The following is a 13,888-nucleotide window of genomic DNA, read 5'->3' on the forward strand; positions in this document are numbered from 1 at the left end:
ATGTCAGGCCACAGCGCTCCGTGGGTGCTGGGCATTGGCGCGTCGAACCACAACGGCGCCGCGTGTCTGCTGCGCGGCGACGAGCTGGTCGTGGCCATCCAGGAAGAACGCCTGCTGCGACGCAAGCGGGCGTGGATTCCTGGCGGCCTCGCGTCACTGTCGGTGCGCTACTGCCTGGAGCACGCGGGAATCCAACCCGAGGACTTGAGCCTCGTCGCGTGCTGCTCGCTGATGGGACCTCGCGGACCCCTCTTCGACGTGCGGGCCAACCCCGACCTCGCCCTCGCCAGGACGGGGGTGCCCTCGCTCACCCTCTCGCATCACCTGGGACACGCCGTCGGCGCCTTCGCCACGTCCGGCTTCGATGAGGCCCTCGTGCTCGTCGCCGACGGCTTCGGCTCCAACGTCCAGGACCTGTCCGAAACGGAGCTGGCGGCGGTCGTCTCCGAGCGGCGAGGAGAAGAGACGCTCTCCGTCTACCGCGCGGCGCGCGACGGCTTCGTCCCGCTGGAGAAGCACCTGGGGACCTTCCTGGAGGTCACCGCCTCCGCGGAGCTGGAGCGCTTCCATGGGATGCCGCGCTTCGGCAGCCTCGGCGGCTTGTACTCCGCCGTCGGGCGACAGCTCTTCTCCGACGTGCTCGAAGGTCCGGGCAAGGTCATGGGGCTGGCGCCCTACGGCGTGCCCGACATCCCCATCACCGACTTCTTCGACATCGTCGATGGACGGTTCGTCTTCTCCGACGCCGTGCCTCGGCGCTTCTCACACAACGAGCGATGGCCCGCGCGCCAGGAGGAGTACCGGAACCTGGCCGCCTCCGCCCAGGCGGCACTGGAAGCAGGGCTGCTGCAAATCGTCCGACGCCTTCGCGCGAGCACGTCGTGCGACAGGCTCTGCTACGCGGGCGGTGTCGCGCTCAACAGCGTGGCGAACGAGCGACTCTTCACGGAGGCGGGCTTCCGCGACGTCTACGTCATGCCCGCCGCCGAGGACAGCGGCACGGCCCTGGGCGCGGCGTATCACGGGCTCTGGCACCTGACAGGGCGACAGTCGACTCGACGGCTCCAGCAGGACAGCGTGGGCAGGACGTATCCCTCCTCCTGGGTGGACCGCGCCATCCAGGCGACGCCCGCTGTCGTGTCACGTCGGTTGCCCTCGGTGGTGCCCGCCGTTGCCGACCTGCTGGTGGAAGGAAAGATGCTCGGGTGGTTCCAGGGAGGCTCGGAGCTGGGCCCTCGCGCGCTCGGGCAGCGGAGCATTCTCTGCGACCCACGTCCCGGCGACATGAAGGACGTCCTCAACAGCCGGGTGAAGTTCCGCGAGGCCTTCCGTCCCTTCGCGCCCGCCATCCTCGCGGAGCATGCACGCGAGTGGTTCGACCTCGACGACACAGCCTCCGACGACAGTCCCTTCATGCTCCGGGTGTGGCGCTTTCGCGAGGCCCAGCGTCATCGCGTCCCCGCCGTCGCCCACGTCAACGGCACGGGCCGCGTCCAGACGGTCCGCGCGGAGCACATCCCTCTGTTGCACGCGCTGCTCTCGGCGTTCCATGCGCGCACCGGCGTGCCCGTCCTGCTCAACACCTCCTTCAACGTCGCGGGAGAGCCCATCGTCGAGACACCCGAGGACGCCCTCTGGTGTCTGCTGTCCACGGGGCTCGACGGCTGCGTGCTCGGTGAGCACCTGGTGCTGAAGCAGGCGGCCTACGCTTCACTGCTGGACCTGGAGTTGCTCGTGCTCGGAGAGCGACTGGCGCCCGAGCCCTCCGGATTCACGGGTGAAACGGACCTGCGGCACCTGTTGAAGGAGCCCCTGGGCTTCGCTCTGGACGCGGAAGGTCGCGCCCTGGAGGATGCGCGCCAGATGACCGGCGGGTGGAGACATTGTGGCGCGTTCCGCGTGCGGACACCGTGGGGCACGGTGCTCCAGCTCGTCTCCCTCACGCTCTCGGAGCTGGTGACGAAGGTCGAGCCCGGAATGACGGGCTGGAAGTTGCTGGAGCGCGCCTCTCGCGAGGACTCCACGCTGGACGAAGCGCGACTGCTGCGGATGCTCGGCTCGTTGCGCCGCGCCTCCATCCTCGGCTTCGGTCCGGGACTCGCTCCCGGTACAGGAGCGTGAAGACGGCACTCACGCGGTGGCTCTTGAGTCTGGCGCTGCTGGCGTGCGCGCCGGCATGGGCCCAGTCCACCGAGGACGCGGGAACACCTCCCATGTCCGAGGTCATCGACGTGGTGGGCAAGGTGCCCGACCCCGAGCCGATGGACCGCGCGTCGCAACGAGACCCCAGCAGCGTCGTCACCGTCATCTCCGTGGAGGAGCGCGGCGGCACGGCCCGCGACACCGCCGAGGTGCTCGCCACCTCACCGGGTGTCGCCATCCAGGAGTCTGGCGGGTACGGACAGAGCAAGAGCCTGGTCGTCCGGGGAGCCTCGTCGAACGGGACGCTGGTGCTGCTCGACGGCATTCCCCTCAATGGCGCGGGGGGCAGCGCGGACCTGTCGCGCATCCCCCTGGCGCTCGCACGCGAGTTCGAGGTGCTGCGCGGAAGCGCGGGCGCGCGCTACGGCAGCGGTGGACTCGGCGGCGTGGTGAACATCGTCACCCGAAGTCCCGGCGACACGCTGAGCCTGTCCGGCGAAGTGAGCTATGGGAGCTGGGACACCGCGACGGGCTGGCTCGCCGCCACCGGCCCGCTGCTGGACAGTGAGCTGCTCCTGCTCGTGCACGGAGGCACCTCCTCCGGCGGCTTCTCCTACCCCTTCGACACCACGCCCACGTTGGCGGGAGACGCGCCCGAGACGCGGCGACGTGACAACAACGATGCACGCGGCGCGGGGGCATTGCTGCGCGTGCGGCACCGACTGGCCCCGGGCGTGGTGGTGGACGCGATGGGCGAGGGCTCACTGGAAGGTCGCGGGCTCGCGGGCACGGCGCAGAACCCCGTCGCGGATGCGCGGCAGTCCAGCCGCCGGGGCGTGCTGAGCCTGCGCGTGCTCGGCTCACTCGCGAACCGCGTCGATGTGTCGGCGCGCGCGCACTTCCGGCAGGAGCGCCTGGAGCTGTCGGGTGGCCCGGTGTCACAACAGGGCGTGCAGGTGCTGCGAGCCGGCGGAGGTGAGTTCGAGGGACGGCTGCCCCTGGGTGAATGGCACGTCGTTTCCGCGCTGGCGAGCGTGGGCGGAGAGGGCCTGTCCACACGGGGCGTCGCCACGCCGACGGAAGAGCGGACCTCCTGGCTGCGCGCCAGTGTCATGGCGATGGATGATATCGCGTTCCTCACAGGGCGCCTTCACGTGACACCTTCGCTGCGACTGGAGCGCGTGGGCCCGTACACGCTGTGGTCACCCAAGTTGGGTGCCCGGGTGTCCCTGCCCGCGCGCCTGGAGCTGCGCGCCAACGTGGGCCAGGCCCACCGCGCGCCTTCGTTGCTGGAGCTGTACGTGCGCCAGGGCACACTGCTGCCGAACGCGGACCTGCGCGCCGAGCGGGCCGTGTCCGCGGACGTGGCCCTGGCGCACCGCACGGAGCGCTCGCTCGTGTCCGTGGGAGGGTTCCACAGCCTCTACGAAGACCTCATCGCCTACGAGGCGTATCCCCCGTTCGCCGCCAAGCCCTTCAACTTCGCCTCGGCGCGAATCTCGGGACTGGAAGTGGACGCGGAGGCGCGGCCCACCTCGTTCCTGTCCGGCTCCCTGGCGTACACGCTCCTCGTCTCCCGCAACCTCCGGGATGACCCGCGCTACTACCTCAAGGAGATACCGCTCCGCCCGCGCCACACGCTGTCCGCGCGCGTGGCCGCGGGCCCCTCGTGGCTGACGGGACGCGTGGAGCTGCGGGCCCAGTCCTCGCAACTGCGCAACCGCACCGGAGAGCTGATGCTGCCAGCGCGTGCGCTGCTGCATGCGGGGGTGTCCAGCACGGTGGGGCGCCGGCCCGCGCTGACGTTCTCCCTCGACTTCAAGAACGTCTTCGACACCTTCGTCGAGGACTTCGACGGCTATCCCCTGCCGGGCCGCGCCGTGCTCGCCTCCGTGGCGATGGCGCTCGACGTTTCTCCCTCTTCGCATCGAAAGGCGGACACCCCATGAACAATGCCGCGTCACTTCCTCCCGGGCGACACCTCGCTGCCCTGGTCTCATTGTTGTCGTGCCTGCTGCTGACGGGCTGCCCCGACGAAGGCGTCGTCTGTAGCGAGGGACTCTCCCGCTGCGGGGACACCTGCGTGGACCTCACCAGCGAGTCCGCGAACTGCGGCGAGTGTGGCAACACCTGCGGCACCGGACAGCTCTGCGCGCAGAGCGCGTGCCGCTGTCAGCAGGGCGCCACGGCCTGCGGCGGCGCCTGCGTCGATACCCAGTCCTCGCCCCAGCATTGCGGCGGCTGCGCGGGTGAAGGCGGCAAGGTTTGCCAACCCTTCGAGGTGTGCATGAACGGCGACTGCCAGGGGAGCTGCGCCGGGGGCATGCTTCAGTGCGGCAACGCGTGCATCAACGGGGAGGCCGACCCCAACAACTGTGGCGCCTGCGGCAACGTCTGCGGAGACGCCCGCAGTTGCCGGGGCAGCGTGTGCACCTATGACGTGGTGGCCACGTGCTTCAACACCGGGCAGGTGGTGGGCATCCAGTCCGGCTCGGACTTCAAGGGCCCGAACACCCTGGTGGCCTCGTCTCCGCAGAGCGCGGCGCGGATGTTGGACGTGCTGCTGGTGCTCGACTCCACGCGCAAGCTCGTCCAGGCGCGACTGAGCGACTACGGCGTGTTGCCCGCGAGCAACGACACGGGCCGCGCTCCCAACCAGGTCCTGGTCCAGGACCCGTACCTCTACATCCTCAACTCGTCCGACAACACGCTCCAGGTGCTCCGTCGCGAAGGAGACCCCTTGCCTCCCGGTCCCCCGGGCTCCCGCTTCCCCAACGGCATCACCTTCACCAACGTCGCGAGCGTGAGCTTCGGCGCCAACACCAATCCCTTCGCCATGACGAGGACGGGCACCCACGACCTCTGGGTCACGCTCTACGGCAACCTGTTGGGAGACCCGTCCGCCGGGGGCCGCGTGGTGCGCGTCTCACTGGCCAACAACGAGCCCGTCGTGGTGGACACCATCGTGCTGCCCTCGGGGGCCGCGCTGAGGCCCTTCCCCGACAACACGACGCTGTCCACGCCCACCGGCATCACCGAACACCACGGCAAGCTGTACGTCACCCTCAACAACCTGAACCCCGTCACGTACAGCCCCGGCGGGCCTGGCCTGCTCGCACGCATCGACCCGACGAGCCGCGCGGTGGACCTCATCGACCTGGGCGACGGCTGCCTCAACCCGGGCTCCGTGGCTCCCGTGGGCGAGCAACTCCTCGTGAGCTGCGGCGGCAAGGCCGTCTACGACACCAACTTCAAGCTGCTGTCCGTGGAGCGCTCGGCGCTGGTGCTCCTCGACGCACAGGACCGCGTGGTGTCCACCGCGCCCATCCAGTGCTCGCCGGGCATCGGCTCCTGTCCGATTCCCGCCGCCGGCCGCTTCGCCGTGGTCGGCAATCGCACCTACCTGGGCGACACCAACGGCGGGCGCATCTTCGTCCACGAGGTCGTGGGCAGCACGCTCGTCGAGCGCAGGGGACTCCTGGACACGTCGGAGCCCGCCATCGCCGCCTGCCCCGCGAGTGGCTTCTCGCTGGTCAGCGACGTGGTGGCCCTGCCCAAGGGGTTCTGAGGCGGGGGCACTTCGCCCCCACGGGGCAATGTGCCCCGGTCTCGGCGGGTCATCCCGCCCCGCCGAGACACCCTCCTCCGAGGCAAGCCGCTCCGAGCACCGCCCTGGCATGGCGGATGCTCTAGGCCTCCGTGTGACGCACGAAGGTCGCTCCCACTCCCTCCAAGGACTCCGGCACGACGCACTGCTCTCTTCTCGCGGCACTCGCGGTACGTTGTGAGTACTTCCTTCCGGTCCATGCGTATTCGACCCCTCCAAGGTGCATGGACCGGAATAGCCTCGACCTCCCGTGAAACTCGCTCGCAAGTTCACCCTCGCCCTCGTCCTGCTCGCCGTGGCTGTCATCGCCGGGCTGCAGGTCATCCAGGTTCGCCGTGAGCTGGAGCGCTCGGCGCTGGACATGCAACACGACCACCAGCTGCTCGGTCACACGCTCGCCGGAGCCATCGGCAAGGCGTGGCAGCTCGCCGGTGAGCGTGAAGCCCTCACCATCCTGAATCAGTCCAACAGCTACCAGGGGCAGGTCCACCTGCGCTGGGTCTGGCTGGATGGTGGCCCGGGGACTCCGTCGCTCGTCGGATTCCCGCCGCGCCTGCTGGCCACGCTGCGCCAGGGGAAGGACGGCTCCATGGTGGACCCGAGCCCGGACCCTGGCCTGCTGCATTCCTACACGCCGGTCTTCATCGGCCGGGGCCAGCGCTTTGGCGCCATCGAAATCACCGAGTCGCTGGGCGAGGAGCGTCAGCACGTCTTCGTCACGGTGGTGGGCACCATCGTCGCCACCGGCACCATCACCTTCGCCTTCTTCATCGCCGCCATGGCCATGGGCCGCAAGCTCGTCGGCGAGCCCGTGGACGAGCTGGTCCAACTGGCGAACCGCTTCGGTCAGGGCGACTTGACGGCCCGCGTGCGGCTGCCGACCCGGCGCCGGGGCGATGAAATCACCATGCTGGCCAACGCGATGAACCGCATGGGCGAGCAGTTGGAGGAGACGCGCTCCCGCCTGTCCTCGGAGACTGTCGCGCGCCTGTCCGCGGTGGAGCACCTGCGCCACGCGGACCGGCTCACCACCGTGGGCAAGCTCGCCTCCGGCGTGGCGCACGAGCTGGGTACGCCGCTCAACGTGGTGATGGGCCGCTCGAAGATGATCTCCTCGGGCGAAGCGGAGGGCGAGGAGGTGGGCGAGTGCGCTCGCATCATCAGCCAGCAGGCCCAGCACATGACGGGCATCATCCGGCAGTTGCTCGACTTCGCGCGGCGCCGCGCGCCCCACCGGGCCCCGGAGGACGTGCGGGAGCTGGTGGACCGCTCGCTGTCGCTGCTCAAGCCCATGGCCTCCAAGAAGAGCATCACCCTGGTGGACGACGTGCCCCCGGGTGTCATGCTGGAGGCCGATGGAGGACAGGTGCAGCAGGTGCTGACGAACCTGGTGATGAACGCGCTGCAGGCGATGAACAAGCCCGGAACGGTGCGCATCCACGCGACGCGCACCCGCGCCACGCCGCCCACTGACGTAGGGGGCGCGGAGAGCAGCTACGTGCGGGTGGACGTGGAGGACGAGGGCGGCGGAATTCCCCCGGACGTGCTGGGCCATGTCTTCGAGCCCTTCTTCACCACGAAGGACGTGGGCGAGGGCACGGGGCTGGGGCTGTCCGTCTCGTATGGTCTTGTCAGAGACCATGGCGGCTGGATTGCCGTGCGCAGCGAGCTGGGACGCGGTAGCTGCTTCTCCATCTACCTGCCGAGCGGAGGGGACACATGCCAGGCCGCGTCCTGATGGTCGAGGACGAGCGCGAGATGCGCGCCATGTTGGAGAAGGGGTTGACCCGTCGGGGCTACACGCCCGTGGCGCTCGGGTCCGCCGACGAGGCGCTGGCGCGACTGTCCGGCGAGGACTTCGACGTGGTGTTGACGGACCTGCGCATGCCCGGGATGGATGGGCTGGCGCTGTGCGAGCGCATCGTCCTCAACCGGCCGGACATCCCCGTCATCGTGTTGACGGCGTTCGGGAGCCTGGAGACGGCCGTCGCCGCCATCCGCGCGGGGGCGTACGACTTCGTCACCAAGCCCATCGACCTGGACGCGCTGGTGCTGGTGCTGGAGCGCGCGGTGCAGCACCGGGCCCTGCGCGACGAGGTGCGCCGGCTGCGGCAGGAGCTGGGCCGGCAGCAGGACAGCGGCGCGGTGGTGGGCGAGAGCCCCGCCATGCAGCAGGCCTATGCGCTCATCGACCGGGTGGCGGACCTGGACTCCACGGTGCTGATTACCGGCGAGAGCGGCACGGGCAAGGAAGTGGCCGCGCGCGCGGTGCACACGCGGGGGCGGCGCGCGCCGGGGCCGTTCGTGGCGCTCAACTGCGCGGCGATGCCGGAGGCGCTGCTGGAGAGCGAGCTGTTCGGCCACGCCAAGGGCGCCTTCACGGACGCCAAGGCGACGCGCACGGGCCTCTTCGTCCAGGCCAATGGCGGCACGCTGTTCCTGGATGAAGTGGGTGAATTGCCGCTCACGCTCCAGCCCAAGCTCTTGCGCGCGCTCCAGGAGCGAGTGGTGCGGCCGGTGGGTGGGGACACGGAGGTGCCGTTCGACGCGCGCATCGTGGCGGCGACGAATCGGGACTTGGAGCTGGCGGTGGAGGAGGGCCGGTTCCGCGAGGACCTGTACTACCGGCTCAACGTCATCGGCGTGGAGCTGCCTCCGCTGCGGGCGCGGGGCAATGACGTGCTGCTGTTGTCGCAGCGTTTCATCGAGCAGTTCGCGGCGCGCAACAACAAGCGCGTGGTGGGACTGTCACCGGCGGCGGCGCAGCGGCTGTTGGCCTATGGGTGGCCGGGGAATGTGCGGGAGCTGCAGAACTGCATGGAGCGCGCGGTGGCGCTCACGTCGTTCGAGCAGCTCACGGTGGATGACCTGCCCGAGCGCATCCGGAACTACAGCCAGCCGAAGGTGGTGCCGGAGAACACGGACCCGTCGGAGCTGGTGACGCTGGAGGAGCTGGAGCGGCGCTACATCCACCGCGTGCTGGAGGCGGTGGGTGGCAGTCGGACGCTGGCGGCGCGCATCCTCGGCGTGGACCGGAAGACGCTGTACCGGAAGCTGGAGCGCGACGACGAGGCGAAGAAGCCCTGAGCGTCAGTCGACGGTTTCCAGGCGCACTTCGAAGAGCTTCGGCCAGAGCTTGCCGGTCATCAGCATGCGGCCGGTGCCGGGCTCCACCGCGATGCCGTTGAGGACGGCCTCGCGGCTGTTCAGCTGGGGAGACACGGCGCGCGACAGGGCGGAGGCGTCGATGATGGCGGTGACGTGGCCCGTGGCGGGGTCGATTTCCAGCACGCTCGAGGAGTGCCAGACGTTGGCGTAGATGACGCCGTTGGCGCACTCGAGTTCGTTGAGCTGGTCCTGGGGGAGGCCTTGCAGGGTGACTTCCACGGAGCCCACGGGCTCGAAGGTGTCGGGTGCGTGGAAGGTCAGCATGGAGGTGCCGTCGCTGCGGACCAGGCGGCCCTGCCAGTAGCACAGGCCCCAGCCGTCACCGGAGTAACGCGTGGTGCGCTCACGCGTGGGGGGCAGGCCGCTCCACGTGTAGAGCAGACCCTCGGTCCAGGTGAGCTGGTAGAGACGCTCGCCGTCACTGGCGAGGCCCTCCGTGAAGATGTTGCCCAGCGGCTCCATCCACAGCGGCGTGGCGGACTCCAGGGAGAGTTCGCGCAGCGTGCCCTGGTTGCCGGTGCTTTCGAACAAGCGGCCCTGGTGGAAGACGAGGCCCTGCGTGAAGGCGTCCGTCGAGTGCGGATACTCCTGGACGATGTGCGCGACCTTCCGCGTCGGCGCGCCCTCGGGGGTGATGCGCCGCTGCGCGGGGCCACAGCTACAGCCGTTGCCCAGCCCCATGCCCAGGACACAGAGCGCCGACACCCACGCTGTTTGATGGACTCGCATCGAGTGGGCCACGGAAGCAGGAAACACGGGCCGGCACAACACGCGCGAGGTCTGCTCCGTCCCGAACCAGGCAGGGCGCCTCACCCCTCCTGTCGTCGCCGTCCCAGTCGCGCTCGCAGCTCCGACAGGTGGCCACGGTGCTGCGAAAGCTCGTGCCCCAGCAGCATCACCACCGCCACCGCGAAGGGCAGCAGGTAGTAGACGATGCGGTACACCACGAGCGTGCCGAGCACCATCGACGCCGGCACCTCCGGCGTCAGCGCCGCCAGGATGATGGAGTCGAACACGCCCAGCCCTCCGGGCACCTGACTCGCGATGCCCACGAGCTGCGCGACCGCGAACAACGCCACCATGCTCGGCGGCGAAATCCCCACCCCTGACGGCAACAACACCCACAACACCATCGCCGCCAGCGACCAGTCCAGGCACGACACCACGAGCTGCTCCAACGCCTGTCTCAGCGTGGGCAGCGACACCTCCAGATGCAGGCGCTCCACCTTCAGCGTCCGCCGCATCCGCGCGCACAGCACCAGGTAGCCCAGCAACACCCCGAGCAGCGAGAAGCCCAGCCCCCGCGCCACCCCGGGCGAGAGCGACAGCGATGCCATGGCCCCCTGCCCCGCATCCACCACCAGCGCCACACCCGCCACCGCCAACAACCCCACCCAGAACGTCAGCGCGTTGAACGTCCCCACCTGCGCCACATCCAGCGCCGTCAACCCCCGCGCCGAATACAGCCGGTAGCGAACGCCCCCTCCCGTGAGGAACGACATGCCGATGTTGTGGCCGAACGCGTAGCCCACGAACGCCGTGAACCCCACCTGCCGATAGGGCAGCCTGCGCCCCAGGTGCTTCAGCGCCAGCACGTCATAGAGCGTGAGCGCCAGGTAGTTGCACGCCGCGCACACCACCGCCAACACGATGCGCTCGCGAGGAATCGACGCCAGCCCTTCGGCCACGTCCACCCCTCGCAACTCATGCAGCTCGTGGCGCATCACGATGAACGCCAGCGCCAGCAGCACCAGGGGGAGCAAGGCGAGGAGCGCTCGCCTCAACGCGGTTCGAGAGAGCACCCTTCGAGAGTGCACACCTGCTTCCATCCCCGCCCGCGTCGGGCAGGCAGGCGCTCAGCGGACCGGCGGAACGAGCGCCTCCGCCGTGGCGCACAAGTCCTCCATCGCGAAGGGCTTGTCCAACACACGCGCCGCGCCCAACAGCTCCGCGTCCCGATGCAGCTGCGCATCTCCAAACGCGGTGATGAGGATGACCGGCGTCGTCCAGCCCTCACGCCGCAGCCGCGCCACCACCTCCAGCCCCGAGTACCCCGGCATGCGCACGTCGGTGATGATGAGGTCCGGCACCTGCGTCTGGTCCGCGAGCAGGCCATCGATGATGGCCTTCACCAACCCAGGCCCGTCCGCCGCCTCCACCACCTCATAACCCTGGCGCTTGAGCGCCCTGCGCAACAACGCGCGCATCTCCGGCTGATCCTCCGCGACGAGCACTCGCGGGCGCTGCCCTCGCTCCGGGTCCAGGAGCGGCCACGGCCGCGCTCCTGATTGCTGCTCCTGCTCTTCGTCTGGCCCCATCAAAGGTCGACTCCTTCCAGCGCGGTGGGCTGCCCGCCCTCTCTCCAGCCTCCACGATGAAGGCCGGAACGTGGGTGCGAGCGGGTCCGGGCAGAGCATTCGACGTGCCACTTCATTCCCCAGGAGAAGGAGGCACTTCGCCCCGGGGACATTTGCCCCGAGCGGGGCACATTGCCCCGCGCTTCCTGCCCCGCGGCTCCCACTCTCAGAGGAGAGCCCCCCGCGCGGAGCCCTGGCCCGGCACGTGCACAGGTGTCTGGCATCGGTTCGGATGTGGGGACTCGCGGAACGAGCCCCGAGCAATGGCAGCCGTCGGGAGTCGGGGGACGACCAGCGGCACACCTTTCCACCTCCAGGGGGAGCCGCTCCGCGTCCTCCCCACGTCCGGGCCGATTCTCAAACACTCTTTCCTGGCCGGAACGCCTCCGGCCTCACGGAGAACGAACGATGGCCTGCTCGCTCCCCTCTCGCCGTTTCCTCGGTGCCCTGGCCCTCCTGCCCGCCGCGACGCTGGGCTTCGCGTGCGGACAGGCCCAGGCCCTGGGTGCCTCCAATTCCTCTCAAGCGACCGCCACGGTCGCCGCCACCGCGACGGCCGCCGCGACGCCCTCCGGCGCGCCCGTGCAGCCCGCGCGCTTCAATCCCGCGACGTCCGGCACCGTCACCTCGCTGGCGCCACTCGTCGACTCGGTGAAGGGCTCCGTCGTCTATGTCGAAGTGCAGGCCCGCCCCAAGCGCATGTCGGGCATGCAGGGCCTGCCTCCGGGCTTCGCGGAGCGCTTCGGCATGCCGCCGGGCATGCAGGGCAATCCGCAGCCGCGCCAGGGCCTGGGCTCGGGCTTCATCATCGACGCGACGGGCACCGTCCTCACCAACAACCATGTGGTGGAGGGCGCGGACGCGGTGCGCGTGAAGCTGGAGGATGGCCGCTCGTTCGACGCGGAGGTGCTGGGCAGAGACCCGCTCACCGACGTCGCGCTGCTCAAGCTCAAGGGCGCGCCGAACAACCTGCCCTTCGTGCCGCTGGGTGACTCGGACGCGGTGCGCGTGGGCGACGCGGTGATGGCCATCGGCAATCCGTTCGGCCTGGACTCCAGCGTCAGCGCCGGCATCCTCTCCGCACGCGCTCGCGACATCCACTCCGGCCCCTATGACGACTTCCTCCAGACGGACGCCGCCATCAACCCCGGCAACTCCGGCGGCCCGCTCTTCAACATGAAGGGCGAAGTGGTGGGCATGAACACCGCCATCATCGGCGGCGCCAGCGGCATCGGCTTCGCGGTGCCCAGCAACCTCATCCGCGCGCTGTTGCCCCAACTCCAGGAGACGGGCGCGGTGCGCCGTGGCTACCTGGGCCTGGCCATCCAGGACCTCACGCCGGAATTGGCGCGCGCTCTCAAGGTCGACGCGGCCAAGGGTGCCGTCGTGTCCGGCATCAGCCGAGGGGGCCCTGGCGACCGCGCGGGCCTCAAGGAAGAGGACATCATCACCTCCGTCGGTGGCCGCGCGGTGGAGTCCGCCGGAACGCTCACCCGCGCCGTGGCGCTGCTCAAGCCCGACAGCCGCGTGAAGGTGGAGCTGGTGCGCGGTGGCAAGCCCCTGTCGCTGGAGGTGACGCTCGGAACGCGTCCGGCCCAGCGCGGCGAGGAGGAAGTCACGCCGCGCAACTTCACCGCTCCCGCCACGCGCAAGCTGGGCATCAGCCTGCGTGACGCGGAAGGCGGCGGCGCTCAAATCATGGAAGTGGAGCCCGGCAGCCCCGCCGAGCGCGCGGGCCTGATGCCCGGCATGGTGCTGGTGCAGGTGGGTGACGACAAGGTGTCCAGCGCGTCTGACGCGGCCAACACCCTGTCCTCTGTGAAGTCGGGCGCCGCGCTCCTGTTGCGCGTGCGAGCCCCGGACTCGGAATCCACGGTGCTTCGCGCCCTGGAAATTCCGTAGTCCCTCACGGTGTCCGGCGGGCCTTCCCTCCCACCCGCCGGACGCCGCTGAGGTTTTCTAGAGCGAGACGATGGGCTTGAAGCCGCCGTACATCATCCGCTTCATGTCGAAGGGCATGCTCTGCATGCCACTCAGTCGGGGGTCCTTCATGACCAGCTTGTTGATGCGATTGCGGTCGGCCTTCGACGCATAGACGATGAAGGAGAACACCACCGTCTCCCCGGGCTTGCGCTTCACGCTCTTGGCGAACAGGGCGAGCGGGGCTTCGGCGATGTCATCGGCGACGCACTCGGTGTACTGGAGCGCGCCGTGCTCGCGCCAGATCTTGCCGGCCTTGCGCGCAATCTTGCGGTAGGCGGCGAGGTTCTTCGTGGGCATTGGCAGGACGAATCCATCGACGTAGGGCATGACAACCTCCAGGAACGAGAAGAGCGGTCAGTCAAACATGCCGCTCCTCGCGCCACGGGAAGCATCCCTTCATCACGACGAAATTCCGACACCTCGGCGCGACGCGCTCACGTCCCCGGGCGGAAGCGCAGGGCGCTCCAGACCGTGTCGATGGCCACCTGTCGCACGGCCTGGATTCCCTCCTGCTCCAGGCGCCTGGCGAGGATGTCCCGGTTGAGGTCCGTGTCGAGCTGCCCCGCCTTTGGATACGCCACCCACGCGACGCGGTCCTCCTCGGGGAAGGCGGCATGACAGCATCGCCACC

General features: G+C 69.5%; 11 protein-coding genes. 6 read left to right on the forward strand and 5 right to left on the reverse strand.

All coding sequences use genetic code 11. From position 1 onward, the window contains the following. The 5 genes from HUA76_RS01635 to HUA76_RS01655 all read left to right on the forward strand — a co-directional run bounded on the left by HUA76_RS01635 (position 1) and on the right by HUA76_RS01655 (position 8,836). Positions 1–2,121 carry a carbamoyltransferase C-terminal domain-containing protein gene (locus HUA76_RS01635; RefSeq protein ID WP_174459797.1) on the forward strand — a complete coding sequence of 707 codons (2,121 nt, stop codon included), beginning with the start codon at positions 1–3 and terminating at the stop codon, positions 2,119–2,121. Continuing rightward, positions 2,118–4,091 carry a TonB-dependent receptor plug domain-containing protein gene (locus tag HUA76_RS01640; RefSeq protein WP_371823417.1) on the forward strand — a complete coding sequence of 658 codons (1,974 nt, stop codon included), beginning with the start codon at positions 2,118–2,120 and terminating at the stop codon, positions 4,089–4,091. The genes HUA76_RS01635 and HUA76_RS01640 overlap by 4 nt, the downstream gene beginning before the upstream one ends. Then, a complete protein-coding gene (locus HUA76_RS01645; RefSeq protein ID WP_174459798.1) occupies positions 4,088–5,710 on the forward strand; it encodes an MXAN_6577-like cysteine-rich protein in 1,623 nt (540 codons plus the stop codon). Before HUA76_RS01640 ends, HUA76_RS01645 begins: the two co-directional genes overlap by 4 nt. A 289-nt stretch (positions 5,711–5,999) precedes the next feature. Continuing rightward, entirely contained in the window at positions 6,000–7,487 is a 1,488-nt protein-coding gene (locus HUA76_RS01650) for a sensor histidine kinase (protein WP_141643455.1), read from the forward strand. Further along, the gene (locus tag HUA76_RS01655) at positions 7,469–8,836 is read left to right on the forward strand and encodes a sigma-54 dependent transcriptional regulator (RefSeq protein WP_174459799.1); all 1,368 of its coding nucleotides are present in this window, start codon (positions 7,469–7,471) and stop codon (positions 8,834–8,836) included. The genes HUA76_RS01650 and HUA76_RS01655 overlap by 19 nt, the downstream gene beginning before the upstream one ends. A gap of 3 nt (positions 8,837–8,839) precedes the next feature. On the opposite strand, the gene HUA76_RS01660 is transcribed toward HUA76_RS01655, so the two are convergent. The 3 genes from HUA76_RS01660 to HUA76_RS01670 all read right to left on the reverse strand — a co-directional run bounded on the left by HUA76_RS01660 (position 8,840) and on the right by HUA76_RS01670 (position 11,235). Then, the gene (locus tag HUA76_RS01660; protein WP_254613961.1) at positions 8,840–9,646 is read right to left on the reverse strand and encodes a glutaminyl-peptide cyclotransferase; all 807 of its coding nucleotides are present in this window, start codon (positions 9,644–9,646) and stop codon (positions 8,840–8,842) included. Between the two features lie 80 nt (positions 9,647–9,726). Then, positions 9,727–10,719 carry a lysylphosphatidylglycerol synthase domain-containing protein gene (locus HUA76_RS01665; RefSeq protein ID WP_217439183.1) on the reverse strand — a complete coding sequence of 331 codons (993 nt, stop codon included), beginning with the start codon at positions 10,717–10,719 and terminating at the stop codon, positions 9,727–9,729. Between the two features lie 54 nt (positions 10,720–10,773). After that, positions 10,774–11,235: a response regulator transcription factor gene (locus tag HUA76_RS01670; protein ID WP_141647417.1), complete on the reverse strand. Its 462-nt coding sequence runs from the start codon at positions 11,233–11,235 to the stop codon at positions 10,774–10,776. 447 nt (positions 11,236–11,682) lie between these two features. Here HUA76_RS01670 and HUA76_RS01675 point away from each other — a divergent pair, with 447 nt between their 5' ends. Beyond that, positions 11,683–13,176: a Do family serine endopeptidase gene (locus HUA76_RS01675; RefSeq protein WP_174459801.1), complete on the forward strand. Its 1,494-nt coding sequence runs from the start codon at positions 11,683–11,685 to the stop codon at positions 13,174–13,176. Between the two features lie 57 nt (positions 13,177–13,233). Here the strand turns inward: HUA76_RS01675 and HUA76_RS01680 are convergent, their stop codons facing one another. Beyond that, positions 13,234–13,584: a DUF1428 domain-containing protein gene (locus HUA76_RS01680; RefSeq protein ID WP_141647415.1), complete on the reverse strand. Its 351-nt coding sequence runs from the start codon at positions 13,582–13,584 to the stop codon at positions 13,234–13,236. Positions 13,585–13,691: 107 nt separating this feature from the next. Continuing rightward, on the reverse strand, positions 13,692–13,838 hold the full coding sequence (locus HUA76_RS01685; RefSeq protein WP_174454460.1) for a hypothetical protein: 147 nt from the start codon (positions 13,836–13,838) through the stop codon (positions 13,692–13,694). Positions 13,839–13,888: the final 50 nt, after the last annotated feature.

Source organism: Myxococcus sp. CA056 (genome assembly GCF_013336715.1).
Classification (GTDB): domain Bacteria; phylum Myxococcota; class Myxococcia; order Myxococcales; family Myxococcaceae; genus Myxococcus; species Myxococcus llanfairpwllgwyngyllgogerychwyrndrobwllllantysiliogogogochensis.